This is a genomic window from Schinkia acidoalkalinis (assembly GCF_054301215.1).
In genome coordinates, this window is record NZ_CP182573.1 from 3,369,269 (window position 1) to 3,396,239 (window position 26,971).

The window sequence follows — 26,971 nt, forward strand, 5'->3', positions numbered from 1 at the left end:
AAAGACAGCCCCTTTGGGGGTAAGTAATAAGCATAAATGGGATAGGAAAGCTTCAAACGATATATACACTATATTATAACATTTACACTGTGTCAACAGTGTAAATGAAAAAGGATGATAAAGTTTTGCTCAATAAACTTAAAAACATGATTCAAAGGGCTGAGAATGGCAGCATTTCATATTCAGACTACATGGCTATAGCTTTATATGATGATGAAAAAGGCTATTACATGAAGGATCGCAAAAAGATTGGCAAAGAAGGCGATTTTTACACGAACAGCAATGTTCATAGTGTATTTGGAAAGGTACTAGCCAGGATTTTTGCTCGACTTGTACAAAAGGAAATGATAGCACCGTTTATATGCGAAATTGGTGCAGGAACAGGTCGGCTCGCTAATTTTCTTCTCGAGGAATGGGAGAAAGTTGATCCGGCCACTTTTACACGTCTACAGTATTATATCGTGGAGATGAGTCCATATCATCTTAGGGAACAACGCTCGGTTATTAAGCATATTGAGAAAGTACAACAATTCCATTCAATCGAAGAGATGAAAAATGCAACTGGAGAGTTCAATGGCATCGTCCTTTCAAATGAGCTTTTTGATGCATTTCCAGTTGATGTTGTTCAAAAAAGTAAAGATGAATTATTTGAAGTTAGAGTAACAATGAAAGATGAAAAATTAATTGAGGCTTATGTTCCATGTGAAAACGTTCAGATTTTAAAATGGCTGGAAGAAAATAAAATCACATTACAAAATGATCAAAGAATAGAAATTCCGCTTGCTATGTACAACTGGCTTGAACAAACAATGGACTGGTTTGAAAAAGGCTTGATGCTTACTATTGATTATGGCTATACAAAAGAGGAATGGATGAACCCTGTTCATCGGGACGGTAGTCTTAGGGGTTATTATAAGCATCAAATGATTAGAAACCCCCTTCTCCATCTGGGAGATATGGATTTAACGACACATATTCATTTAGATGCTCTTATTCAAAAAAGTGAAAAAGTAGGCATTACATTATTAGCAATGCTAAAGCAGTATCAATTTTTACTTAGGGGTGGAATCTTAGACTATCTTCAGGAACATCATGATTCCAACCCGTTTTCAGAAGCGAGTAAACAAAATCGTGCCATTCGCTCACTTATTACAGATGATGGTATAAGCGGAAGTTTTACCGTGCTAATTCAACAGAAAAATCTTGATCAAATTAAGGTTCAGGATGTATTGCTTTATGAATTTTAAAAATGAAAAAAGCGACGCGAAAGCGCCGCTTTTAATCATTCAATTCCACCTAGTGGCATCATAAATGTTGTCCAATATGTGAAGCCGATAAAGAAGATAGTTAAAAATGCTCCAAATATGTAGACATACATGCGCTCAGATAACTTTAAAAATCCGACTGCTAAGAAAAAGACAGTGATTCCTAAAAATAGAAGGGATGTTGTGTACAAATCTCCTAGATAGAAAAAAATACTGAATATTGCAGTCCAAAATGCCATAACGCGATACATTTTACCCATTATTATGTACTCCTCCTTTGCAAAAAAACTCACTATTTTAAGCATAGAATATAATTACTCTACTTATTATAATGGACAATTTGGGCGGTGTAAATGACCGAATTCTCATATTTTGTCTGAACAAATCATAATTAATCGTTAATTAAAGCTAAATAATTACAAGAGGAACAGCCCTTAAACATATTATCTTCCTGAATTAATTGAACATTATTAAATAAACTATTGAACATTCCTTCTAGAAAGGCGAAATGCATTTTGCATACATCCCCTAATTTCTGGACGGCTACTTCTTTAAATGGGCAATTAAAAATTTTAAAGTAAACCTTTGTATGATCTGGGGTTGCTTCAAATTCAGGATAAAATCCGAGCATGGAGGCTGCATCTTTAAGAAGATGCAATTTATCATCAAAGCTTAATGGATTTCCGCTTCTTTTCATTTCCTTATTGATGATTTCTTCCCCATAACGCTGTCCAGTTTCTAAAAGAGCCTTTTTACCAACCTCACCAAGTGATAGTAATGTCCCAATTGCAATTTCTGAAAGCAATTGATAATCCCTGTATGGGAAATTTAACTGAATCACATCATCTGATAAACGATACAATCGGCTGGGTCTACCGCCTTTACCCGTTTTTTTGGTCTCTGAAACAAGCATGTGCACGTCTTCAAGCTTGGTAAGGTGTAATCTTGCAACGTTTGGATGAATATTAAAGGCATCTGCAATTTCTTGTACAGTTACTTCATTATGATGCTTGGTAATATATTGATAGATTGAAAAACGTGTTGGGTCGGAAAGTACATTCGTTATTTTTAACGTCTGTTCCAACTTCTTCACCCCTTTATTTTATTCCTATTAACATTATATTCATTATAGTATAGTTCATAAGACATTGGAATTGTTTCAGGAGTACTGTTTGAAAATCTTCACATTTTCATTATAAAAATAGTAAAGATTATTTACAAAAAGTGTATGCAAAGAATATTATGTAAAAAAATTATAAGAAAAAAGAAGGATTTTGTCATTTTGTGGAGAATAAGAATATCAAACAATTAGAAAGAAGGTGTCTTTTTTGGGTTTTATTGAAGAACGCGGGGAGTCCTTGCTGAAAGAAGCATTGCTCTACCGCGCCTCAGATATTCATATCATACCACGTCAACATGACGCAACGATTCAGTTCCGCATACAGCATAGATTAATTACCAAGGAAAATATTCCGTTGCAAATTTTCGAAAAATTAGTAGCGCATTACAAATTTCTAGCTGGCATGGACATAGGAGAAAGGCGGCGGCCACAAAATGGCGCGATTCAAATGTTGCTGGATGATGTAAACATTAGTCTCCGACTCTCAACGCTGCCAACTCTTCAGCAAGAAAGTCTGGTTATTAGAGTATTACCTCAAAATATTGATTCACCATTGTCTAAACTCTCACTTTTTCCCCAAGCAACCAACATGCTTTTTTCATTAGCACTGCAATCAGCCGGTTTGATTATTCTAACAGGACCAACCGGTTCAGGCAAAACTACAACGTTGTACGCCCTTCTTCTTGCTATTCAACAAAAGTTGGATTGTAACATTATTACCCTTGAAGATCCGATTGAAAAAAGAATTGATAAGGGCTGTTTGCAGGTCCAAGTAAATGAAAAAGCTGGAATAACATATGCAGCCGGATTAAAGGCCATTTTGAGGCATGACCCGGATATTATTATGGTTGGGGAAATCCGTGATGAGGAAACGGCCAAAGCTGCTGTCCGTGCCAGCTTAACCGGGCATTTAGTCTTAACAACCCTCCATACAAAAAATACAAAAAGTGCAATCAATCGGTTGCTGGATTTAGGTGTTTCACTTCAAGACCTCGAACAGACACTATTATGTATATCGGCCCAAAGGCTTGTCAATTTAAAATGTCCTTATTGTCACGGTCCATGTTCACCTCTTTGTATACAAAGCAGAAAGGTGAACCGTTTAACAATATACGAAATATTACATGGCTCCAATCTTAAGGAAGTGATAAAAGAAGCAAAAGGGCAAAAAGCAACCTATCAATATCGAACACTAAAAGATTTAATCACGAAAGGTATGGCGCTCGGATTCCTTTCAGCCGATCAATATGGTGGAAGTTATGAAAAATAAAAAAAGGTGGAAGTTACATGAACAAGCTAAGTTATTTAAGAGACTAGGGCTATTATTAAACAGGGGATATTCTCTGGCTACTGCCATTGAATTTTTATGCGTTTATGTGAATGACGAAAAAAAGAAAGATTTACAGTTTATTTTACGAACACTTAAACAAGGTGCTCCCTTTTTTAATACATTTCAAACCTTACAATTTTCTAAAGAGGGATTAAGCTATATATACTTTGCTGAAAAGTATGGTGACCTTGCAAAAGGTTTATTCAATGCCGGCAATATGCTTGAAATGAAAGAGAAGTTCAGGAAAAACACGGAAAAAGTAATTCGCTACCCTTTATTTTTGCTGTTTCTTCTTATGCTTATCATTGCTGCCATGCAAGAGGTATTGGTTCCGCAGTTTATTCAACTCTATCAATCGATGAGTCTCCCACAGTCAAAAGTTATATCAATGATTATTTCTATTCAATCTTCCCTTCCATTCATCGTATTGATGGTTTTTATAGTTATTATTTTACTGAGCATTGCCTATTTCCTGCATTTTCGAAAGAAAACTGCAATAGGTAAATACAGTTTCTTTTGCAAATTTCCACTTATTCGCTATGTTGTAAAAAAGTATAATACTTATTTTTTCTCGTTTCACTTTGGGAATTTATTAGAAAATGGCCTGTCCATTAACGATGCTTTAAGTGTTTTTATAAAACAAGGGCATATTCCATTTTTTCAGGAGGAGGGGGAAAGAATTAGGGAATTTTTGCTGGAGGGAGATGATTTAGCAACGATAATAAAAAACACAGTTTACTATGATAAGGAGCTAGCAACTGTCATTATTCATGGACAGGCTAACGGCATTTTATCAAAGGAGTTATTGGAATATAGCAGCTTAGTTCTGGATGAGTTTGAAGAAACCTTTACATTTTGGCTGCGAATTCTTCAGCCAACCATGATTTCGTTGATTGGTATTTTTATCATTACATTATATATTTCCATCATGTTGCCCATTTACGGAATGATGCAATCGCTTTAAGGTTCAATTTTTTGAAAATAGAAATGTGATAGTAAGGGAGGCATTCACTTGAGAAAGATATTGAAAAAACAAGAAGGTTTTACCCTGATCGAAATGATGGTTGTGTTGATGATTATTTCTGTCTTGTTGTTAATTACAATTCCCAATGTAACGAAAAATAATGCAGTGGTGAAGGATAAAGGCTGTGAGGCACTTGTTAACCTTGTGGAAGCGCAAATTCAAGCCTATGAGATTAAGGAAAAGAAAACACCACCTGATTTGAAAACGCTTGTTGATGAAAAGTATATTAAAACTTATACTTGTCCAGGCGGTGGAGACATTACTTTTGATGGCAGTGTAGTAACCGCACCGACCACAGCAACTCCACCTGGATCAGATACCACAACAGGTGGATGATGATGCAATCAGGTAGGAGCATGAAAGAGAACGGCTATACGCTAGCCGAAGTCCTAGTTGTGTTGACAATTGTTATGATCATGACTACGTTCACTGTAGTTTCTTTTAAACCTCTCATTCGACATTTAGAAATCGATTACTTCTTTAAACAACTTCAGTTGGATGTTTCCTATACCCAAATGTATGCCATGAGCAACCATAGTAACATTCAAATCATATTTTACCCGGAACGTTATCGTTATGTAGTCTCCCAGGATCAAAAAACAATCCTTCTGAGAAGAAACTATTCCAGTAGTATTGATGTCCAATTGATTACACTGCCGGCAACCGTTATGTTCTATGCGAATGGGACGATAAAAAAGGCTGGAAAAATGTATGTGCGTTACAATGGTTCTCTTTATTCCTTTGTTTTTTTATTTGGAAAGGGACAGACTTATGTTGAAAAACTGTAAAGGGTTTTCTATGGTGGAGGTTTTAGGCTCTTTCTCGATTTTTTTAGTATTACTAACATTTCTTCTGCCGATTATGATGAAGGCATATCAAGAAAGAGAAATAATGGAATATAAAAAAGAGGCGCTGATTGTATTACGCAATGAGGTGGAGTCGTATTTATATGATGGGGATCCCTTCTTTGAAGCAAAGGAAATTGAAACCACATCAAGAAGTTATCGATTAAGTATAGAAGAGGAAGATGGATTTACAAAAGTTTGTGTCTATTGGGAAGTACCATGGAAAGAGAAAGGAAACGTATGTGATTATGCAAAAAAATAGTATTGTAGATAGTCAAAGAGGATTTACTTTACTAAACATGTTATTTGCCTTTGCAGTGTTTTTATTGATGATTTCCTTTTTGCCGTATGTAATTAAATTGGTAAAAACGGAGATTCCAGTTACCTCCCACAAAATGGATGTGTTTTATGCCTACATTCAAAAGGAAATCGTCAGCGCAAGACAATTATCAACGTCAGGAAGCTCACTTTATTTAAACATGGATGATGGGACATGTGTTTCCTATGAAAAATATAGTACCAATATCCGTAGAACTGTAAATGGAGTTGGAAATGAGATTCTCTTGCAGAATGTATATGATGTCCATTACGAGCTGGTTGAAAATGGTGTCATTGTTACTGTGGAGGCAGCTGGAAAAAAGATGAAGAAAAGATTATCGATGGCCCCACGATTATTAAGTAGAGGACTCCCATCTGAAAAATTTATATTTAGGAGTGGCCTTAATGTGTGTTATCTTTAATCAAAAGGGCTTTATCCTGCCGCTTACGATGATGTTGATGTTCCTTTTTCCGCTTTTGATCATTTCGGAAATAGAACTTTATAAAATAGAACAGCGTTTCTACGTAGAGGAGGAGGAGATTGAAAAACTGCAAAGTATTTCGCAAATCGGGATGCAGGACATTTTTAAGCTAGTGAATGAAGAACCCACTATTCAAACAACCACGGGTAAGTTCAACTATCCCACAGGGTATATTGATTATTCTATTGAACCTTTAAATACAGGAAGCATCCAGATTAAAGCTACATGTACAACAAATAATCTAAGGAAACAATATTTTAAGGCAATTATGAACCTCGAGACAAAAGAAATAGAGAAATGGGTGGAGGAATAGGAGTAGATGAAATCTTTATATTTAACAGGGTTTATGGGGTCAGGGAAGACAACCATTGGCAAGCTTTTAGCTGAAAAATTATCATTACCTGTCATCGACACAGACCAGTTTATTGAAAAAGAACTTCATAAAACAATTAGAGAAATATTCGAAACCGAAGGTGAAACACGGTTTAGAGAGTATGAACATCAATTTTTAAAACAAATTCCAACTGAAAATAAAATTGTCACAACGGGCGGCGGAATTATTTTAAAAAGTGAAAATAGGGAATGGATGAGAAAAAATGGTATCGTTATATACCTGCACTGCGACCCGGAAGAAATTATAAATCGGCTTGCCGGAGATAATACTAGACCATTATTAGACGGAGATAAGCAGAAAAATATTCTTGCTATTTTTACTGAAAGGTCGAAGTCCTATCAGGACGCGGATTATATCGTTGATACAACTGGAAAAAAACCAACCGAAATCGTGTTGGAAATCGAACAATTGATTAAAGTAAATGAATCTGGGGGATACTAGTAATTAGCATAAATAGGTGGTGATTACGATTGTCTTCAAATGATTATGTTAAATATGTAACAGAGCAATTTGTAAAATATGTAGGCACTTCCAAGGAAGAAAGAGTAAATCAAAGGAAAAAAAGAAAGTCGGAACAGGATCCAGTACTGACGCGAATGTTTGGAATTATCCCATTAGCGCTAATGCTTATTGTAAACAATAGAAAAAAATTAAAATGAATGTTTGGAAAAATGCCCAGAACAAAAAATAGACTTGGGCTTTTTTTCTTTTTACACAATGTTATGAATATGTTAGAGTTTTGTTATTGAGAGTATAGGGGTGATACCACTTGAATAAAACGGATTCAATGAAAGTTTATGATACATTAAAACGACCATTAAGAGATTTAAGAATTTCAGTTATAGATCAATGCAATTTCCGTTGTACTTATTGTATGCCAAAAGAAATATTTGGCGACGACTATCCTTTTCTTCCTTTACATGAGCTATTATCTTTTGATGAAATTGAGCGTATTACAGCGCTTTTCGCGACTCTAGGAGTAGAAAAAATTCGCCTAACCGGGGGGGAGCCGCTAGTAAGAAAAGATATACATCTCTTAATTGAGCGTCTCTATAAAATTGACGGGATAAAAGATATAGCCTTAACAACAAATGGGGTTTATTTACCAAAGTATGCTGAGAACTTAAAAGCAGCAGGCTTACAGAGGGTAAATGTAAGCTTGGATGCACTTGATGATGAACTTTTTGGGCATATAAACGGAAAAAATGTCAAGGTGAGTGCCGTATTAAAAGGAATAGAGGCAGCGCAAGCAGCAGGCCTTTTGGTAAAAGTAAACATGGTTGTCAAAAAGGGAATGAATGAGAACCAAATCATTCCAATGGCGAAGTACTTCAAAGAAAATAATATTAATTTAAGATTTATAGAATTTATGGATGTTGGTAACTCAAATGGCTGGGATTTATCACAAGTTGTCTCTAAAAAAGAAATCGTTGAACGTATTTCCAAGGAAATCCCTGTTGAGCCACTCGATCCCAATTATTTTGGTGAGGTAGCAAGCCGCTATCGCTATGTTGGGACAACAACTGAATTTGGTGTGATTTCTTCTGTGACTGATTCATTCTGCTCATCTTGTACGCGCGTAAGACTATCTGCTGACGGGAAATTGTATACATGTTTGTTTGCCGAAAAAGGCTTTGATGTAAGAACGTTACTTAGAAATAATACAGCAGATGATGAACTTCGTGACTCTCTTATTGATGTATGGGAGAACCGAAATGATCGATATTCAGATGAACGCATGGAGATTACGAAAAAAGGGAAAAAAAGAAAAATCGAGATGTCCTATATTGGTGGATAAGGTTGGCTAATGATATTGGCCAACCTTTTTCACATGATATAAAACCAATTCTCCATATTAGACAATCTGCTGGGTAAGGTAAAATAAGCCCCCACTTACGATGTCGACCTTAATTCTTGGTTTATATTGCTCCTCTAAAGCGTTTTTTTCAATAAGATAGCTTTCGGGCTTTTCTTCAACGTCCTCATAGAAGTGATCTAATAATTGAAGGTCCTTTTCCCAACGAATCTCGGCTTTTTCCGCCCATTCGTGGTCATCGCTATTGATCATTTGAATGATAATATTTTCAATTCTTTTTAATCCACTTTGTGGCTTAATAAGCGGGGAAAGGGTGAAGCAATAGTCCGGAATTTTAGGTGTTAATGTTTTTTTCGATAACTTTCTCTGTATTTGATCAAGAACCACCCCGTTAATTAAGTTTAATCCTAGTGAAATAAAAAGTTCTTTTTTTTGATCGCAAATATACGATACCTTTGTATTTAAGACAAGCCATGGTTGGAGAGCTGTTTTTTGACCGTGATTAACCTGTTCAAAAAGACGGATGTGGGAAGCCAAGGCTTTTGTCACTTTAAAAATTTGATGTAATCTTGGTGAACCAAAATGAATCGTTTCCCCATTACACCCTGCTGGTGCCTTTTTATAGTCTGTTATTAATGTCAATACAAAAGGATTTGGTTTCCCTCCGGTCTTTTCGAGATAATGCCAATAAAAAGGCCGATTCATTAATAGTTTATCCAAATCTACTGTCAATTGAACAACGAGATGTCCCGCAGAGCTTTCCATAATCTCACAACCATTACTTAAAAAGAAGCGAACTAAAAAATTATGAATATCTTCCTGCTGCATCCAAGTATTCCTCTCTTTCTTGTCTTGAGCTGAAATTAATGATGGAGGTGAGATTTTCCATCTTAATTCTTACTTCGCCATCGCTATCCGAATGGAATAAAATGTCTTCAATATGTTTTTCAATATTGCCAATCTCAAGTCGTGTCAAGATTTCATCAAGCTCGCCAATGACTCTTTCAAAGAGATTAATTTTTTCATAAAGTAGATGCAAAATATGTTCTTCAACGGTCCCCTTCGTAGCGAAATTATAAATAAGGACGTCACGTTCCTGCCCTAAGCGATGTACCCTGCCAATTCGTTGTTCAATCCTCATAGGATTCCACGGCAAGTCATAGTTGATGATGCGATTACAAAACTGCAGGTTAATCCCTTCGCCGCCAGCTTCAGTGGCGATTAAAACCTGCACATTATTTTTAAATAAATCTTTCATCCAGTCTTTTTTACTTCTTTTAAAGCCGCCCCGGTATGGAACGGAAGAAATTCCATGCTGCTGCAAGAACCATTGCAAATACAATTGCGTAGCTCGGTACTCTGTAAAGATGATGAATTTGTCAGAACTATTTTTGATTAACTCCAACACCTTTTCGGCTTTTGCATTCGTTTTGACACGGCTAGCTTTTTCCATTAAATCACGGATGATTGTAAGTATAACCATGCTTGTTGTTTCTTTTTGCAGCATATTTTTCAGTGTTAAAAAGGCTGCTTCACGACTTGAGCATACTTCTTTCTGCAGTGTAATCAACGAAAATTGACTTTTATTTAATGTTTCGTCTGATTTTAATGCACAGACAGCATCATAGAAATCCTGTTCTTCTTTTGATAATTCAATAGGCACAGTCTTAATATGCCGCTTCGTCCACTCCATCCCAGTATCGCCACGGCGATTTCGAATCATTACTTTATTAATCAGTTCTTTTAAATACTCATTATTTTCAACTGAACGTTCTTTAGCTGAAAAAGACTTCGTGAAGTTGGATTGACTGCCGAGATGCCCGGGTTTTAACAGCGATACTAAATTAAATATTTCCTCGACCTTATTTTGAATCGGTGTAGCCGTGAGTAGAAGACAGAACTTCTTCTTTAAGTTTTGCACAAATTCATAGTTTTTAGTTTTATTGTTTTTTAACTTATGGGCTTCATCAATAATAACCATGTCATAGTCTTGACGATAAATAATTTCGCGATGGGGGTCACGCTTGGCTGTATCAATGGATGAAATGACAACATCACATTGCTCCCAAACATAACTTTTCTTTTGAGCTACGGCCGGTATAAAAAACTTTTGGTTTAGTTCTGCTTCCCATTGGGTGACAAGGGAAGCAGGCGCTAGTATGAGCACTTTTTTGACCAAACCACGAATCATATATTCTTTTAAAATTAGACCGGCTTCAATTGTTTTTCCGAGACCAACCTCATCTGCTAAGATTGCCTTTCCATTCATTTGTCCTAATACGGTCTCGGCCGCTTCAATTTGATGGGGAAGTGGTGTTAGATGTGGTAAAAAGTTTGGCGCAATCAATCCCTCAAACTCAGGAATTAGCATATGGTACTCTATTTCATAGGCCAGCTTAAAAAGATCCCAGTTAGCCCATGGCCCGTCCTGGTCGACCTTTCTTAAAAATTCATCCTGCCATGTTTGATCAAATTCAATGTCGATATGCATAGAATCGATCCTTTCAATATTAATAAGGGGCGAAGCCCATTTTATTTTGATAATTCAAAAAGTAATTGCCGAACAAACTTATTTATTGTAGGATAAATGTAGAATTATGATTAATGATTACTATACCCAATTTCTAAAAAAATATATATTTGCGAATGAAGGCAAGGGGAGAGACCACGACATTCCTTAAATGTGGCGCCGAAGGAGCAAGCAACAAATGCAGTTGTGAATCTCTCAGGCAAAAAGACTCTTGTTTGACGCGACTCTGGAGAGAGCTTATATAAAGCCACCCACGAGGAAGTAGACCATTTTTTGTTTAAAAATTTAGCAAAGTTGGTTGAAAACTTTCTGGTAACAGGACAGAGAAATGCAAAGTTTATTTGCATTTCTCTGTTTTTTTTTATATTGATAAGAAAGTATAAGTATTGCAAAGTTTATCTACAGAAGGAGGAGTTTCATGTCTGAGCTGAAAACTACACCGTTATTTCCCTTATATGGAGAGCATGGTGCCAAAACCATTGATTTTGGAGGATGGGATTTACCAGTACAATTTACTTCCATTAAAGAAGAGCATGAGGCTGTTCGCACAAAAGCGGGTTTGTTTGATGTGTCCCATATGGGTGAAATTGAAATAAAAGGATCAGACAGCCTTGCCTTTTTACAAAAATTGATGACAAACGATATTAGCATTATGAATAACGGTGATTGTTTGTACACTGCCATGTGCTACGAAAATGGAGGCACAGTTGATGATCTATTAGTATATAAAAAAGCTGATCATGATTATTTGCTTGTTGTCAATGCAGCCAATACTCAGAAAGACTTCGAGTGGCTAAAAGAGCATGTTTTCGGCGATGTTGAGGTTGTTAATTCATCTAGTGAGATTGCCCAATTAGCACTTCAAGGTCCTGCTTCGCAAGCAATTTTGCAAAAATTGACCGTTTCTAATCTTTCTGAATTAAAATATTTTAAATTTAAAGATGGGATAGACTTAAATGGGATCAACGTGCTAATTTCTCGAACAGGCTACACAGGTGAAGATGGTTTTGAAATATATTGCCGTTCAGAGGAAGCACAGAAACTATGGAAAATGATTTTGGAAACTGGTAGTGAATTAGGTATTCAGCCAATCGGCTTAGGTGCACGTGACACATTGCGCTTTGAGGCTAGGCTTGCATTATATGGTCAGGAGCTAGATGCGGAAATTTCACCGCTTGAAGCAGGAATTGGTTTTGCTGTTAAACTTTCAAAAGAAGCCGACTTTATTGGAAAAGCAGCTTTAAAAAAACAAAAAGAAGAAGGACTATCACGGAAAATTGTCGGTATTGAAATGATTGAACGTGGCATTCCACGCCATGGTTATAAAGTCTTTGATGCCGATAAAGAAATTGGCTACATTACGTCAGGTACGCAATCGCCAACATTAAACAAATCAATTGGATTAGCTTTAATTAATAGTGAGTATACAAATATTGGGACAGAAGTGAGTGTTGAGGTACGACCGAACAAATTTGCGAAAGCAAAGGTTGTTGCCACACCATTTTATAAACGTCAAAAGTAAGGGGGCTCCTTGAATGAACTATCGGTACTTGCCAATGACTGAGCAAGATAAAAAGGAAATGTTGGAGGCAATTGGGATTGCTTCCATTGATGAATTATTTTCTGATATTCCTGAAGAGGTGCGCTTTAAAGGAGCACTAAATGTTAAAGCGCCTTTGGCAGAGCATGAATTGATGAAAGAATTCACAAGATTAGCAGGGAGAAATAAAGATTTCAAAACAAATGTCTCTTTTTTAGGGGCCGGTGTGTATGATCATTATATCCCTGTTATTGTAGATCATGTGATCTCTAGATCAGAGTTTTATACAGCCTATACACCGTACCAGCCGGAAATCTCCCAAGGTGAACTGCAAGCTATCTTTGAATTTCAAACGATGATTTGCGAGCTGACGGGGATGGAAGTAGCTAATTCATCCATGTATGACGGCGGTACGGCACTTGCAGAAGCAGCTTCATTAAGCGCCGGGCAAACGAACCGTAAAAAAGTGCTTGTATCAAAAGCTGTTCATCCTGAATATCGAACAGTATTGAAAACATATGCGCATGGGCAACATTTGGAAGTGATTGAAGTTGGTACGGAAAACGGCAAAACAGATGTAGAAGCATTAAAAAATAATATGAGTGACGATGTTGCATGCGTAATTGTACAATACCCGAACTTTTTTGGTCAGGTTGAGTCATTAAAGGATATAGAGGCGATTGTTCATGAACATAAAGCAATGTTTGTTGTTTCAAGTAATCCGCTCTCACTTGGCCTTTTAACGCCACCAGGTGAGCTTGGCGCAGATATCGTTATTGGTGATGTTCAAGTTTTTGGTATCCCAGCACAATTCGGCGGTCCACATTGCGGCTATTTTGCTGTGACGAAAAAGTTGGTGAGAAAGGTACCGGGACGGCTTATTGGGCAAACCGTTGATAGCCAAGGAAAACGGGGCTTTGTGTTAACACTGCAAGCGCGGGAACAACATATTCGCCGTGAGAAAGCGACGTCCAATATTTGTTCTAATCAAGCTTTAAATGCCTTAGCTGCTGCTGTAGCCATGACAGCCATAGGTAAAAAAGGTTTGAAAGAAATGGCTCTTCAAAATGTTGCGAAAGCACAGTATGCGAAAAGTGAGCTAGAGGGTGTAGGTTTCGTTTCACCTTTTACAGGGCCATTTTTCAATGAGTTTGTCGTTGATTGTGGGAAGTCTATCGAAGAAGTGAATGATCAGTTGCTGCAAAAAGGAATCATCGGTGGCTATGATCTCGGGCGTGATTACGCTGAACTTTCCAACCATATGCTTATTGCTGTAACGGAATTAAGAACAAAAGCGGAAATTGATTTGTTTGTGAAGGAGATGAAGGGGTACCATGCTTAAAGAAAATCAGCCATTGATTTTTGAAATCAGTAAAGAGGGTAGAGTTGGATACAGCCTTCCGGAATTAGATGTTCCAGAAGTCAATCTCGAGGATCTATTTGCTGAAGACTATATCAGAAAATCAGAGCCTGAATTGCCGGAAGTGTCTGAGCTTGATATTATGCGTCACTATACAGCTTTATCAAGAAGAAACCATGGTGTAGATTCCGGCTTCTATCCACTTGGCTCCTGTACGATGAAATATAATCCGAAAGTGAACGAGGCAATTGTCCGTTTACCAGGATTTGGTTATATTCATCCATACCAAAATGAAAAGACCGTTCAAGGCGCTTTGGAATTAATGTATGAATTACAAAATGATTTAGCTGAAATTACTGGAATGGATCAAGTCACTTTACAGCCGGCAGCAGGTGCACATGGAGAATGGACTGGATTGATGCTAATCCGCGCCTATCATGAAGCAAACGGTGATTTAGGACGGACAAAGGTTATTGTCCCTGATTCTGCACATGGAACGAATCCAGCTTCAGCAACAGTTGCAGGCTTCGATGCGGTAACGGTAAAATCAGACGAAAACGGCTTAGTTGATTTAGAGGATTTAAAGCAAGTTGTTGGTGATGATACAGCTGCTCTAATGCTTACAAATCCAAATACATTGGGATTATTCGAAAAGAATATTGTTGAAGTTGCCAAGATTGTTCATGAAGCGGGCGGTAAGGTTTATTATGATGGGGCGAATTTAAATGCGATTTTGGGAAAAGCACGTCCTGGCGATATGGGCTTTGATGTTGTTCATTTAAATCTTCATAAAACATTTACGGGCCCACATGGCGGCGGCGGACCGGGTTCTGGTCCTGTTGGTGTGAAAGCAGATTTAATCCCATTTTTACCGGTACCATTAGTGGCAAAAAATGAAGAAGGCTATTATTTCGATTATAATAAACCGCAAACGATTGGCCGTGTGAAACCTTTTTATGGTAATTTCGGCATCTATGTTCGCGCCTATGCTTATATTCGGACCATGGGGCCGGAAGGATTAAAGCTTGTTTCGGAATATGCGGTGTTAAATGCGAATTATATGATGAGAAAACTCGCTCCTTATTTTGATCTGCCACATGATACACATTGCAAGCATGAGTTTGTGTTATCCGGCCGTCGTCAAAAAAAGTTAGGCGTTCGTACATTAGATATGGCGAAGCGGCTATTAGATTTTGGGTATCATCCACCAACAATCTATTTTCCGTTAAATGTTGAGGAATGTATGATGATTGAACCAACTGAAACGGAATCAAAGGAAACGCTTGATGAATTTATCGAAGTCATGATTCAAATTGCAAAAGAGGTAGAAGAAACACCAGAGGCTGTCCTCGAAGCACCACACAACACAGTTGTCAAACGCTTAGATGAAACGTTGGCAGCGAGAAAACCGGTTTTGCGTTATCAAAAAACGGTATAAAATAAAAAATGGAGCATATGCGTGCTCCATTTTTTATTTTGCTTCTTTCTTTTTAATTTTGCCTGTCCAAGTTTTAAAGCCGCCTTTTAAATGGCTGATATCTTTATATCCTAATCTTTTTAGAACACCGGCAGCCTGGGAACTGCGCATACCGCTTTGACAATACAGGTACACTGGCTGATCCTTGCGAATTTCTATCTTTCTCATTCTAATCTGACTAAGCGGGATATTGCGCGCACCAAGAATATGGCCTGCATCAAATTCATTTGGTTCGCGAACATCAATCAACTGGGCTTTACGGTAACCAGCTTTAAATTCCTCTTCTGTTAGTGTCTTTAAATACCGTTTTTGATATAGTTTCGTGCCGACGAAGTACGCAGCAACGACGACGATAGTTACGATTAATGTTGTCATATTATAACTCCTCCCTATGATACGAAAAAACATTCCTCTCTAATTATATAAAGGTTTCTACAGAGAAGCAAAGGAAATAGTTAAATTACTATGGATATTGATACCATAAATATCACTATTTTGAGATTTACTTAACTTTTGCTAGACTTACATTAAATGCTGATGCTGTTTGCTATTATGGTCAATACAAGAAGGAGTAATGATGATATGTCAAAAGAGGTATGGTACTTTATAGATTCTGAGAATTGCACGCCAAGCTTTAATATGGCTTGTGACGAAGCACTGTTAATGTGGCATAGTGAGGGGAAAATTGCCCCAACCATACGCTTCTACGGCTGGAATCCGCCGACATTATCAATCGGCTATTTCCAAACTGTGGAAAAGGAAATTAATATGGATGCTGTAAAAGAACAAAAGCTTGGTTTTGTACGCAGGCCCACAGGGGGAAGAGCTGTTTTGCATGACAAGGAACTAACCTACAGTGTGATTGTGTCTGAAGACCATCCGAAAATGCCTACATCTGTTACTGAAGCTTACCGAGTCATATCAGAGGGAATATTAGAAGGATTTAAAAATCTTGGGCTTGACGCTTACTTTGCCATACCGAAAACCTTTGGTGAGTTAGAGGAATTAAGAAACCCAAGGTCCTCCGTCTGTTTTGATGCACCATCCTGGTATGAGCTAGTTGTCGAAGGTCGAAAAGTGGCAGGAAGCGCCCAAACTAGACAAAAGGGTGTTATTTTGCAGCATGGTTCGATATTACTAGATATAGACGAGGAAAAACTATTCAGCCTTTTTAAATACAAAAATGAAAAGATCAAAGAACGGATGATGGCGGCTTTTAAAGACAAAGCTGTTTCTATTAATAAGCTAGCAAACAAGGCCGTAACCATCGAAGAAGCGAAGGAAGCCTTCAAAAATGGTTTTCAAAAAGGTCTTGAAATTGAGCTTAAACGTTATATACTTAGTGAGGGAGAATTAAATATAATTAAAAGCATTGAAGAAGAAAAATATTTAAAAGATGACTGGAATTTTCGAAAATAAGCGAAAAGCGCTGGATTATTTTGTGAAAAATGTGGTAAAAAAGCCACATTTTTTTGTTTGTTATCTTCAAACATCGCGATAGAATCTACTTCTAATTTTGCAAACAAGAAAATTTTCCATATTCCGTGGTAATTTTCGAAAATAATCCATCAATCTTAACTTTTCTCTTATTTTTAATGAATTACTAGTTTGACAAAATGAGTTTTATTTAGTTGCTAATCAATATATAGTGTGTAGGCAAATATTATCGATACTATATATTGAATTGGAAGAGATAATATGTTACGGTAAGTATACTGTATAAATTAAACAACTAGATAAAACTACTAGTTTTAAGGGGAGATGAAGTAATGGTGACGGCTGCTGCCGAAAAAATGATGGTTGATGTTGAAAGATTGAATAAGGACATTGCATTATTCCCACAAGTACATGAAATTACAACGGATATGAAACTAACACATAAAGGTGTTTCTCGACTCGTAATGTTAGACCGGTATGCATTTAAGGATACTGAAAAGATTACACTTGCAACTGGGGACTTTGTTGTTTTAACAATTAAAGAAGATCCAAAGTTTCCTGCACGTGGTACAGGCTTTATCCAAGATATTGATTGGGAACATAACAAAGCAGTCGTTTTGGTTGAGGAAGAGTTTCGCGGTGTTTTTGAAACGGAAAAAGAGGTTAAGACGGGTCTTATCACACGCTCACTTGATGTCATTGAAAAACCGCTTGAAATATACTACGAACAAATTGCAAAACGTGTAGCAACTGGCCTTGCCGCTGTGGAAGACACAGAAGAAAAGCGCCAAGAATGGTTTAAGAAGTTTTATGATGAACTGGCAAAATTGAACTTTATTCCGGCAGGCCGTGTTCTTTACGGTGCGGGTTCAGGTACAGCCGTAACTTTCTTCAATTGTTACGTAATGCCGTTCGTTCAAGACTCAAGAGGAGGCATTTCCGAACACCGCACACAAGTTATGGAAATTATGAGCCGTGGCGGTGGCGTCGGTACAAACGGGTCAACCCTCCGACCACGTAATACGCTTGCAAAAGGCGTAAACGGCAAATCCTCTGGTTCAGTGTCATGGCTCGATGATATTGCGAAATTAACGCATTTAGTTGAGCAGGGTGGTTCCCGTAGGGGAGCTCAGATGATCATGCTCTCGGACTGGCATCCTGATATTGTAGAATTTATCATCTCAAAAATGCAAAATCCTAGAATTTTACGTTTCTTAATTGATAATACAAAAGATGAACATATCAAAAAGCTTGCAAAAGAAAAGTTGAAATTTACGCCGTTAACTGAAACGGAAAGAGCAATGTATCAAGGTATTGTTAATTACAAAACAATCCCTGGGACTGGTGGATTCACAGAAAAGGTAATCCATGAAGCTGAAGAAAAACTTGAAACAGGTGGACATTATAGTGTTCACAATCCAGAGTTTTTGACTGGCGCGAATATTTCTGTTTGTTTAACAAAAGATTTTATGGACGCCGTTGAAAACGATGATTACTACGAATTAAAGTTCCCTGATGTTGAAAATTACAATGCAGAGGAAATGAAAATCTATAATGAAGAATGGCAAAACGTTGGCGATGTCCGCGAATGGGAAAAGCTAGGACATAAAGTTCGAGTCTATCGAAAAATTCGCGCGAAAGAGCTTTGGAATTTAATAAATATTTGTGCAACATACTCAGCGGAGCCAGGCATTTTCTTCATCGACAATGCGAATGACATGACAAATGCCCGTGCTTATGGACATCAGGTGGTTGCAACAAACCCGTGTGGAGAACAACCTCTCGCACCATATAGTGTTTGTAACTTGGCTGCAGTAAACCTTGGCCAAATGGCAGACAAAGAAAACAAAATTGTTGATTTTGACAAGCTTAGAAAGACTGTCCGTGTTGGTGTTAGAATGCAGGATAATGTTATCAACGCAACACCATATTTCCTTGAGCAAAACAAAAATCAGGCTTTAGGTGAGCGCCGTGTCGGTCTTGGCGTTATGGGCTTACATGATCTTTTGATTTATTGTGAAACAGAATATGGCTCAAAAGAGGGAAATGAGCTTGTAGATAAAATATTTGAGGCGATTGCCACTGAAGCATACCAAGCTTCAATCGAACTATCAAAAGAAAAAGGCAGCTTCCCATTCTTAGTTGGTGAAACTGATGAAGAAACAAATCGACTCAGAAAAGCATTTACGGAAACAGGCTATATGAAGAAAATGCCTGAAGAAATCCGCGGGCAAATTCTTGAACATGGTATTAGAAATTCACATTTACTAACTGTTGCTCCTACAGGCAGCACTGGGACAATGGTTGGTGTTTCTACAGGACTTGAGCCTTATTTCTCATTCTCTTACTTCCGAAGCGGCCGCTTGGGTAAGTTTATTGAAGTAAAAGCTGATATCCTGCAAGAATATCTAGATAAACATCCGGAAGTAGATCCAGAAAACCTACCAAAATGGTTTATCTCTGCAATGGATTTAAAACCGGAAGCACATGCTGATGTACAATGTGTAATTCAGCGTTGGGTAGACAGCTCCATCAGTAAAACAGTAAATGCCCCTAAAGGCTACTCTGTTGAACAGGTTCAAAAAGTATATGAAAGATTATATAAAGGCGGAGCCAAAGGTGGAACAGTATACGTTGATGGCAGCCGTGACGCTCAAGTATTAACTCTTAAAGCTGAAGAAAACAGCTTTGATGACGTTGAATTTGATAAAGTGCCGCATGCACAACCACATGTCGTATTGGTTGATACAATCAGCGACCTTCGTTCTACAGATGTAACAATCGGAAACGAAGTAGGTAATACTTGCCCTGTTTGCCGAAAAGGGAAAGTTAAAGAAATTGGCGGTTGTAACACATGTACAAACTGTGGTGCACAGCTAAAATGTGGTTTATAAAAAGGAATTTCAGATAAATAGCTTAATTTTAAAAAAGCATCCCAAATCAGATCAGAATTTTGGGATGCTTTTTTTGACTTTATCTCATAAACCTTATGGGAGTTTTCTCCATGTAACAACTTAATTACCTGGCTTTCTTTTTTATAATGTTTTGCCAATGTGATGGAAGTTCATGTGTTTCAAGATGTTCAAATTTCTTTAATTTAATTTGACCTGGAATTATTGTTGGGGAGATTTCAAAAGTCAATCTATCTTTTCCTACAGAAATATGTGGTCCAACCACTGGAGTGGTTTCCAATGTAATTAACAAATGAAAGGTACGGAACCCACCAATTCTTTCTATATTTACGATTTCCACTTGGTAAGGATAGACTGATGGTGAATAAGTTAAATATTCAGAGTAATATTTGCTCACCGCTTTATCTATTTCTGGACCTAATAAAACCATTACTATATCATTGACCATCATTTCTTTCGTATCTTGAGGTGGCCTTGTACTTTCATGTTTCCACCCTGTAAGAAGCCAATCAAAAAACTCAACTGATTTTAATCGAAGCTTTTGATTATTTTGGGTAAGTATGAGTTCACCATCTGCCAGCGTACAAAATTTTGTTTGATTTTGAACATGGCAGACATAAGCAGGTTCTACTATCGCTACATCACCATTTTTCATTTTAATTTTTAATACAGCGATTGGAGTTTTTTTATCAACCAATCCCATTGTTTCTTTTACAGGGCTTGCTGTGTTAATCCATTCAATCACCTTTTTGATGACGAATGCTTCAATACCATCATTTTCATTGAAAGTTCGTGCTCCCCCGGAAGTGCGGTTTATTTCCATAGATGCAACATCCTCCCATTTCAACTGGACATTTGCCTTTACTAGTTGAACAGGAAGGATAATTCCAGTAAAGACCAGGAATAGTATAACTAACTTTTTCATTAATTTTTCACCACCATTGCAGTGCTCAAATACATATTATTACTTTTACCCAATTGAAAATCTTGATGATTGCCATTCTTTTGTAATTAAGAAATAATAAAGAAACTTTGTCGTAGAGCTGCTTTATTGGGTTGTCTAGAAGAGGGTATAAGCAATGATATTAAATAATGTATTATTGACAAGAAACACTAATATGTATTACTATATACTAGTAATCAGTAATACCGAATACCAGTAACACAAAGTACCTGTGTTACAGAGTACTTGAAAACATTCATGAAATACAAATGGGGGAGAAAATTGGAAAATATTACAGAAATGTTGAAAGGGGTGCTTGAGGGTTGTGTACTTGAGATTATCAGCCGTGGAGAAACATACGGCTATGAAATTACGCAACGGCTTCGAAAACTTGGCTTTACTGATGTGGTTGAAGGAACAGTTTATACGATTACCATGAGACTTGAGAAAAACAATCTGGTGAATATCGAGAAAAAGCCATCGACTATCGGCCCCCCGAGAAAATTTTATACACTCAACGCAGCAGGTCAAGAACAACTTGAACTTTTTTGGAAAAAATGGAATTTCGTCTCAGGCAAAATTAACGAACTCAGAACTAAATAAAATCAAAGGAGAGATTAAAATGAGTATTTTTGAAAAAATTATCGGTAGTCTTGAGGACAAGCGGGAATGGAAGGCGATGGAGGAGCGTGCGAAGGCACTTCCAAGTGAGTACCGCAACGCTTACGACGCTATTAAAAAATATATGTGGACCTCTGGTGGTCCCTCCGATTGGGAAGACAGCAGCCGTATCTTTGGCGGCATTATCGACCTCTTCGAAGAAGGTGCAGCCGATGGAAAGAAAGTCACTGACCTTACGGGCGAGGACGTTGCCGCTTTCTGTGACGAGCTAGTGAAGGACGCCAAAACATGGAGAGACAAGTATCGCACGAAGTTGAACGATACGATTAATCGTGGAAAATAACTAAAAACGAGAACAGTCTCCTGGCACTTTTAAGCTTTTATGTGCCAGGGGACTGTCCTTATAATCTGTTAATAATCAATTAAACTCTTCCTAATTTAATTATAGCATATAAAAAATGGTCATTATAGACTATTTATTCTCATTTACTACTGCTAAAATCAATAGAACATTAATGGTTAGGAGGCATATAGAATGGGTTCTTTGGTTCTCGGTTTTCAGGAAATAGAAAAAACACAGCTTTTGCTCGTTGGGGGGAAAGGGTTACATTTAGGGGAATTATCAAAAATCCAAGGAATACAAGTACCAGAAGGATTTTGTGTAACAACAGTGGGATATCAGAAAGCCATCGAACAAAACGAAACATTTCAAGCATTAGTAGGTCAACTAACAATGCAAAATGTAGAAAATCGTGATCAAATTGCTGAAATCGGTAGAAAGATTCGACAAACCATTATGGAAGTAGAAATTCCTGCTGATGTTGTGAATTCAGTTGCTCACTATCTCTCCCGGTTTGGCGAGGAACATGCTTATGCAGTACGTTCTAGTGCAACTGCTGAGGATTTGCCAAATGCCTCTTTTGCCGGTCAACAAGACACCTATTTAAATATCATAGGGAAAGAAGCAATCGTGAAGCATATCAAGAAATGTTGGGCTTCCCTATTTACAGATCGTGCAATAATTTACCGCATGCAAAATGGATTCGATCACAGTCAAGTCTATATATCCGTTATCGTTCATAGGATGGTTTTTCCGCAGGCTTCAGGGATTTTATTTACCGCTGATCCAATTACCTCCAACCGAAAATTACTATCAATTGATGCCAGTTTTGGACTTGGAGAAGCACTGGTCTCTGGCTTGGTGTCTGCCGATTGTTATAAAGTACAGGAGCGAGAAATCGTAGAAAAGAGGATAGCGTCTAAAAAATTAGCTATCTATGGACGAAAAGAAGGCGGAACAGAGACACGCGATATTGCTCCTAATCAACAAGAGACGCAAACACTTACTGACCAACAAATTTTACAACTGGCACGCATCGGGAGACAGATTGAAGCTTATTTTGGTTGCCCACAAGATATCGAATGGTGTTTAGTTGACGATACATTTTATATTGTCCAAAGCCGGCCAATCACTACTCTTTTTCCCATCCCTGAAGCGAATGATGAAGAAAATCATGTTTATGTATCTGTTGGTCATCAACAAATGATGACAGATCCCATCAAACCATTGGGATTGTCTTTTTTCCTGTTAACAACTCCTGCGCCCATGCGTAAAGCTGGTGGAAGGCTGTTTGTCGATGTCACACCTAAACTGGCTTCACCTGTTAGTAGAAACATTTTATTAAATACTATGGGACAGCACGATCCGCTCATGAAAGACGCACTTATGAACATACTTAAGCATGGGGATTTTATAAAATCGTTACCTAATGATTCGGATGCACCGAGTCCTAACAGAGGCAATATAGATATGCCGGCACCATTCGAAAACAATCCATCCATCGTTTCTGAGTTGATTAAGAAAAGTCAAACATCGATACAAGAGTTAAAACAAAAGATCCAAACAAAATCAGGATTGGATTTATTTGATTTTATTCAAGAGGATATTCAGGAATTAAAGAAGATTTTATTTGACCCACAAAGCTCAGCTGTATTTATGGCTGCGATGAATGCTTCAACATGGATCAATGAAAAAATGAACGAGTGGTTAGGTGAAAAAAACGCAGCAGACACGCTCTCTCAATCTGTACCAAACAATATTACTTCGGAAATGGGTCTGGCACTATTGGATGTCGCAGATGTGATTCGACCTTATCCAGAAGTAATTGATTACCTACAATATGTAAAAGATGATGCCTTTTTGGAGAAAATCGTTAAGCTTGATGGTGGACAGGAAGCTAGAGACGCAATAATAGCTTTTCTCAACAAATACGGAATGAGATGTGCCGGAGAAATCGATATTACGAAAACTCGTTGGAGTGAAAAACCAACTACGCTTGTCCCTATAATTCTTAGTAACATCAAAAACTTTGAACCTAATGCCAGCATTCAGAAATTTGAGCAAGGGCTGCGTGTTGCTTTGAAAAAAGAACAAGAAATATTAGATCGATTGAAGAAATTACCGGAGGGCGAACAAAAAGCAAAAGAAACAAAACGAATGATTGCCCTAATCCGTAATTTTATCGGGTATCGTGAATATCCAAAATACGGCATGATTAATCGCTACTTCGTTTATAAGCAGGCTTTACTAAAAGAAGCTGAAAAACTCGTGCAAGCGAGCGTTATTCATGAAAAAGGAGATATATACTATCTCAGCTTTGAAGAACTTCGTGAAGTCGTACGCACAAATGATCTGAATTACCAGATTATCAATAAGAGAAAAGATGACTACAAATTATATGAAAAATTGACTCCCCCGCGTGTGATCACGTCTGACGGTGAAACACTCTCTGGTGAGTATAAACGAGAAAATCTCCCTGCAGAGGCTGTTATAGGGCTCCCTGTTTCTTCCGGAGTTATAGAGGGAAGAGCACGTGTCATCTTAAACATGGAGGATGCAGACCTAGAAGAGGGAGATATATTAGTCACATCCTTTACTGATCCTAGCTGGACACCGTTGTTTGTATCCATAAAAGGCCTAGTAACCGAAGTTGGTGGACTAATGACACATGGAGCAGTTATTGCACGTGAATATGGCTTACCAGCAGTTGTCGGAGTGGAAAATGCCACCAAACTTATAAAAGATGGGCAACGAATTCTTGTCAATGGAACAGAAGGTTATATCGAAGTATTGTAATTGTTGAAATGAAATAATTCCTGTGTTTGGAATGTAAATATTATCTGACGTACCCATTCTAAGTTCAAAATATTGACAGAATTAATTATCCTTTTAACCGACAAACTGAATATTATGTAGTAAAGAAGGGATGAAACAACAAAACCCTTCTAAATAATGAAAGAAGGTGCCTCACATGTCACTCGCACAATTTGATGATATCCTTGAAATTTGTTGTGAGTATATGGCATTGGATGAAAAGGTAAGGAAAGACATGGCAAAGAATGATAAGGTAGAGATTAGGAATGATTGGCTTCCGGAAGGTTATAAGTGGTGGGAACATGCAGTTGGAGAGATAGACAAAGAAAGTGAATTGCTGGAAACATTGAGCGTATCCTGACTGTAAAAGATCTTGTGAAACGCGTAATAATATACTAATACATCAACAATATGTGACTAACTTCTCAGCTCATTAACAATATTCGTATTATACTAATAATAAAAATATAATGAGGTGAGGATATATGGCTAGTAACATTGAAGCTCAAGAAAGCAAGCCATTAGTAGAATTGTGCGCTGGGCTTACGCGTTTAAAAGAGGAACATATACCACTTTTACAAAAAATTGATAACTTATTATTATTATCAGAGCAAATTGAAAAAGAAGGTGACTCCCTTCAGAAGTTTGCAGAATTAAAAAGCCAGGTAGAGGCTTTTAAAGGAGAAATTGTGATTCACTCACAGCATGAAGAAAATGCTTTATTTCTATTAATGGCGAAACATATCGATCCTTCAACCGGTCCAATAGCAGTTAATACTGGTGAACATAAAGAAGCTCGATCCCTTTTAGATTCATTCCTTGAAAAAGCAGGAAATGAAAAACTTACATCAACAGAAATAAAAGAATCTTTGGAAATAATAATGAATGCTGCAAATCTGTTAAAAAATCACTTTGCCAAAGAAGAGAACCTTTTATTCCCGAAAGCGGAAAACATGTTAACAGCAGATGAAAAGTCTGAATTATTAACTAGAATTCAAGAAATCAAATAAAGAGTAAAAAGTTAGTTAGGTGTTCACCAGAAATTAAAAAAAGCCTGTATTAAAGATTACTTGGTAATCCCCGATACAGGCTTTAAAAAATCTGTAACTAATATTTGCCCTTCCATATCTGGCTATACTTCACACTTTTCAAGATTAAATTGCCCAATCCCCATTGCGGAAAATCGGAACAATGGTCCCATCCTGCTTAACCCCGTCAATATTCATCTTATTAGAGCCAATCATGAAATCAACATGAACAGTAGAAGTGTTTAAACCATGTTGTTGTAATTCTTCTTGACTCATTTTCGTCCCACCCTGAAGGGTCGTCGGGTATGATGAACCAATCGCGAGGTGATTGGAAGCATTTTCGTCAAATAAAGTATTAAAGAAAGTAATACCAGATTGAGAAATTGGAGATGGATCTGGTACAAGGGCGACTTCACCTAAACCAGTTCCGCCCTCATTGTCAAACACCAACTTCTTAATGGTTTCATCCCCTTTTTCTGCAGAAATGTCAACTATTTTACCATCTTTAAAATGAACTTCAATACCCTCTATTAATGTCCCCGCATAGCTTAATGGCTTTGTACTGCGCACAACACCATCCATCCGACGAGTATCTGGTGAAGTGAAAACTTCTTCTGTTGGCATGTTGGCAATAAATTCTTCTTCTTTTGGATTAACACTTCCCGCACATGCCCAAATATGGTTTTTCGGCAATCCTAACGTTAGGTCTGTTCCCGGTGCCGTATAATGCAATGCATCAAATTGAATTTCATTTAATTTTGCTGCTTTTTCATTCAATATCTTTTTATGTTCATCCCAAGCAGCGATGGGGTCATCTTCATACACACGACATGTTTTAAAAATTTGATCCCATAAGGCATCTACTTGTTCTTCTGTCGTTGCCAGGTTAGGAAACACCTTCGCAGCCCAACCCGCACCAGCTGCCGCTGCAACGTTCCATTTCAAATCATCATTCTGTGTTGCCATTCGCTGAACTTTGAACGCTTTTCCAGCAACATTTTGGTAGGCCGCAATCTTTGCCGGATCCACTTCATGCAGTAAACCAGGATCACTGGATATAATCGAAAGACGACAGACGCGGTGGTTCAAAACATGGTCTTCGGATTCCTCAATTTCATATGTAGGGATATCAGTAAGCACTTCCTGTGGTTGATGCTTATAGTTCAATTTTGTGATTTCGTCATCCGACCATTTTACAATTACCTTTTCAGCTCCCAAAGCATAGGATTCAGCAGTAATTAAACGGGCTAATGGTGCTTGGTCAACGGTAATCGTCAGTTTCACCCAGTCGCCGGGTTGAACATTAATTCCTTTTGCAACTAATAGTTTCGCGTACTTCTGTAAATTTTCCTCAAAATTAGGTAAGGCCATCCTG

At 37.5% G+C, this 26,971-nt stretch carries 28 protein-coding genes and 1 riboswitch; of the genes, 21 read left to right on the forward strand and 7 right to left on the reverse strand.

The genetic code is table 11. The annotated features are described in order from the left end of the window. Positions 1–125 precede the first annotated feature (125 nt). Positions 126–1,247 carry a class I SAM-dependent methyltransferase gene (locus ACNQFZ_RS17030; RefSeq protein ID WP_458412501.1) on the forward strand — a complete coding sequence of 374 codons (1,122 nt, stop codon included), beginning with the start codon at positions 126–128 and terminating at the stop codon, positions 1,245–1,247. 35 nt (positions 1,248–1,282) lie between these two features. Here ACNQFZ_RS17030 and ACNQFZ_RS17035 read toward each other — a convergent pair whose 3' ends face one another. Both ACNQFZ_RS17035 and ACNQFZ_RS17040 read right to left on the reverse strand, forming a co-directional pair. Further along, positions 1,283–1,525, reverse strand: a complete 243-nt coding sequence (locus ACNQFZ_RS17035) for a DUF2626 family protein (protein WP_458412502.1) — start codon at positions 1,523–1,525, stop codon at positions 1,283–1,285. Positions 1,526–1,656: 131 nt separating this feature from the next. Then, positions 1,657–2,349, reverse strand: a complete 693-nt coding sequence (locus tag ACNQFZ_RS17040; RefSeq protein WP_458412503.1) for a helix-turn-helix transcriptional regulator — start codon at positions 2,347–2,349, stop codon at positions 1,657–1,659. 244 nt (positions 2,350–2,593) lie between these two features. Between ACNQFZ_RS17040 and comGA the strand changes: the two genes are divergently transcribed. The 10 genes from comGA (at position 2,594) to moaA (ending at position 8,576) form a co-directional block, all read left to right on the forward strand. Beyond that, positions 2,594–3,655 carry a competence type IV pilus ATPase ComGA gene (gene comGA, locus ACNQFZ_RS17045; protein WP_458412504.1) on the forward strand — a complete coding sequence of 354 codons (1,062 nt, stop codon included), beginning with the start codon at positions 2,594–2,596 and terminating at the stop codon, positions 3,653–3,655. Continuing rightward, the gene (gene comGB / locus ACNQFZ_RS17050) at positions 3,645–4,679 is read left to right on the forward strand and encodes a competence type IV pilus assembly protein ComGB (protein WP_458412505.1); all 1,035 of its coding nucleotides are present in this window, start codon (positions 3,645–3,647) and stop codon (positions 4,677–4,679) included. The genes comGA and comGB overlap by 11 nt, the downstream gene beginning before the upstream one ends. A gap of 48 nt (positions 4,680–4,727) precedes the next feature. Next, positions 4,728–5,075, forward strand: coding sequence for a competence type IV pilus major pilin ComGC (gene comGC / locus ACNQFZ_RS17055; protein ID WP_458412506.1), 348 nt, complete (start codon positions 4,728–4,730; stop codon positions 5,073–5,075). Next, complete coding sequence (gene comGD, locus ACNQFZ_RS17060; protein ID WP_458412507.1) at positions 5,072–5,527, forward strand: competence type IV pilus minor pilin ComGD; 456 nt, start codon at positions 5,072–5,074, stop codon at positions 5,525–5,527. The genes comGC and comGD overlap by 4 nt, the downstream gene beginning before the upstream one ends. Positions 5,528–5,537: 10 nt before the next feature. Continuing rightward, on the forward strand, positions 5,538–5,846 hold the full coding sequence (locus ACNQFZ_RS17065; RefSeq protein WP_458412508.1) for a type II secretion system protein: 309 nt from the start codon (positions 5,538–5,540) through the stop codon (positions 5,844–5,846). Beyond that, on the forward strand, positions 5,833–6,324 hold the full coding sequence (locus tag ACNQFZ_RS17070; protein WP_458412509.1) for a competence type IV pilus minor pilin ComGF: 492 nt from the start codon (positions 5,833–5,835) through the stop codon (positions 6,322–6,324). The genes ACNQFZ_RS17065 and ACNQFZ_RS17070 overlap by 14 nt, the downstream gene beginning before the upstream one ends. After that, entirely contained in the window at positions 6,308–6,697 is a 390-nt protein-coding gene (gene comGG / locus ACNQFZ_RS17075) for a competence type IV pilus minor pilin ComGG (RefSeq protein WP_458412510.1), read from the forward strand. The genes ACNQFZ_RS17070 and comGG overlap by 17 nt, the downstream gene beginning before the upstream one ends. A gap of 6 nt (positions 6,698–6,703) precedes the next feature. After that, a complete protein-coding gene (locus ACNQFZ_RS17080; RefSeq protein ID WP_458412511.1) occupies positions 6,704–7,219 on the forward strand; it encodes a shikimate kinase in 516 nt (171 codons plus the stop codon). 29 nt (positions 7,220–7,248) lie between these two features. Continuing rightward, positions 7,249–7,437 carry a YqzE family protein gene (locus ACNQFZ_RS17085; protein WP_458412512.1) on the forward strand — a complete coding sequence of 63 codons (189 nt, stop codon included), beginning with the start codon at positions 7,249–7,251 and terminating at the stop codon, positions 7,435–7,437. Between the two features lie 128 nt (positions 7,438–7,565). After that, on the forward strand, positions 7,566–8,576 hold the full coding sequence (gene moaA / locus ACNQFZ_RS17090; RefSeq protein WP_458415428.1) for a GTP 3',8-cyclase MoaA: 1,011 nt from the start codon (positions 7,566–7,568) through the stop codon (positions 8,574–8,576). 57 nt (positions 8,577–8,633) lie between these two features. Here the strand turns inward: moaA and ACNQFZ_RS17095 are convergent, their stop codons facing one another. After that, positions 8,634–9,422, reverse strand: coding sequence for a YqhG family protein (locus ACNQFZ_RS17095; RefSeq protein ID WP_458412513.1), 789 nt, complete (start codon positions 9,420–9,422; stop codon positions 8,634–8,636). Then, positions 9,400–11,085 (reverse strand): DEAD/DEAH box helicase, encoded by a 1,686-nt coding sequence (locus ACNQFZ_RS17100; RefSeq protein ID WP_458412514.1) that lies wholly within the window; start codon positions 11,083–11,085, stop codon positions 9,400–9,402. The genes ACNQFZ_RS17095 and ACNQFZ_RS17100 overlap by 23 nt, the downstream gene beginning before the upstream one ends. Positions 11,086–11,240: 155 nt before the next feature. Continuing rightward, positions 11,241–11,345: riboswitch (glycine riboswitch) on the forward strand. Positions 11,346–11,542: 197 nt separating this feature from the next. Between ACNQFZ_RS17100 and gcvT the strand changes: the two genes are divergently transcribed. Genes gcvT through gcvPB form a run of 3 tightly spaced genes read left to right on the forward strand, consistent with a single transcriptional unit; the run spans position 11,543 to position 15,462 of the window. Further along, entirely contained in the window at positions 11,543–12,646 is a 1,104-nt protein-coding gene (gene gcvT, locus ACNQFZ_RS17105; protein WP_458412515.1) for a glycine cleavage system aminomethyltransferase GcvT, read from the forward strand. Between the two features lie 13 nt (positions 12,647–12,659). Further along, a complete protein-coding gene (gcvPA, locus tag ACNQFZ_RS17110) occupies positions 12,660–14,006 on the forward strand; it encodes an aminomethyl-transferring glycine dehydrogenase subunit GcvPA (RefSeq protein ID WP_458412516.1) in 1,347 nt (448 codons plus the stop codon). Further along, positions 13,999–15,462, forward strand: a complete 1,464-nt coding sequence (gene gcvPB, locus ACNQFZ_RS17115; RefSeq protein ID WP_458412517.1) for an aminomethyl-transferring glycine dehydrogenase subunit GcvPB — start codon at positions 13,999–14,001, stop codon at positions 15,460–15,462. The genes gcvPA and gcvPB overlap by 8 nt, the downstream gene beginning before the upstream one ends. A gap of 33 nt (positions 15,463–15,495) precedes the next feature. Here the strand turns inward: gcvPB and ACNQFZ_RS17120 are convergent, their stop codons facing one another. Next, positions 15,496–15,876 (reverse strand): rhodanese-like domain-containing protein, encoded by a 381-nt coding sequence (locus ACNQFZ_RS17120; RefSeq protein ID WP_458412518.1) that lies wholly within the window; start codon positions 15,874–15,876, stop codon positions 15,496–15,498. A 207-nt stretch (positions 15,877–16,083) separates the two neighbouring features. Between ACNQFZ_RS17120 and ACNQFZ_RS17125 the strand changes: the two genes are divergently transcribed. Then, positions 16,084–16,920 (forward strand): lipoate--protein ligase family protein, encoded by an 837-nt coding sequence (locus ACNQFZ_RS17125; protein ID WP_458412519.1) that lies wholly within the window; start codon positions 16,084–16,086, stop codon positions 16,918–16,920. A gap of 350 nt (positions 16,921–17,270) precedes the next feature. Further along, positions 17,271–19,832 carry a vitamin B12-dependent ribonucleotide reductase gene (locus tag ACNQFZ_RS17130; protein ID WP_458412520.1) on the forward strand — a complete coding sequence of 854 codons (2,562 nt, stop codon included), beginning with the start codon at positions 17,271–17,273 and terminating at the stop codon, positions 19,830–19,832. A 124-nt stretch (positions 19,833–19,956) separates the two neighbouring features. Here ACNQFZ_RS17130 and ACNQFZ_RS17135 read toward each other — a convergent pair whose 3' ends face one another. Next, positions 19,957–20,775 (reverse strand): DUF3888 domain-containing protein, encoded by an 819-nt coding sequence (locus ACNQFZ_RS17135; protein WP_458412521.1) that lies wholly within the window; start codon positions 20,773–20,775, stop codon positions 19,957–19,959. 300 nt (positions 20,776–21,075) lie between these two features. On the opposite strand from ACNQFZ_RS17135, the gene ACNQFZ_RS17140 reads away from it, so the two are divergent. The 5 genes from ACNQFZ_RS17140 (at position 21,076) to ACNQFZ_RS17160 (ending at position 25,578) form a co-directional block, all read left to right on the forward strand. After that, positions 21,076–21,396, forward strand: a complete 321-nt coding sequence (locus ACNQFZ_RS17140; protein WP_458412522.1) for a PadR family transcriptional regulator — start codon at positions 21,076–21,078, stop codon at positions 21,394–21,396. Positions 21,397–21,415: 19 nt separating this feature from the next. Continuing rightward, complete coding sequence (locus ACNQFZ_RS17145) at positions 21,416–21,757, forward strand: DUF1048 domain-containing protein (RefSeq protein ID WP_458415429.1); 342 nt, start codon at positions 21,416–21,418, stop codon at positions 21,755–21,757. Between the two features lie 192 nt (positions 21,758–21,949). Continuing rightward, positions 21,950–24,550, forward strand: a complete 2,601-nt coding sequence (ppsA, locus tag ACNQFZ_RS17150; RefSeq protein ID WP_458412523.1) for a phosphoenolpyruvate synthase — start codon at positions 21,950–21,952, stop codon at positions 24,548–24,550. 175 nt (positions 24,551–24,725) lie between these two features. Beyond that, complete coding sequence (locus tag ACNQFZ_RS17155) at positions 24,726–24,929, forward strand: hypothetical protein (RefSeq protein WP_458412524.1); 204 nt, start codon at positions 24,726–24,728, stop codon at positions 24,927–24,929. 124 nt (positions 24,930–25,053) lie between these two features. Continuing rightward, positions 25,054–25,578: a hemerythrin domain-containing protein gene (locus ACNQFZ_RS17160; RefSeq protein WP_458412525.1), complete on the forward strand. Its 525-nt coding sequence runs from the start codon at positions 25,054–25,056 to the stop codon at positions 25,576–25,578. Positions 25,579–25,722: 144 nt separating this feature from the next. Here the strand turns inward: ACNQFZ_RS17160 and ACNQFZ_RS17165 are convergent, their stop codons facing one another. Then, entirely contained in the window at positions 25,723–26,967 is a 1,245-nt protein-coding gene (locus ACNQFZ_RS17165) for an aminopeptidase (RefSeq protein WP_458412526.1), read from the reverse strand. Positions 26,968–26,971: the final 4 nt, after the last annotated feature.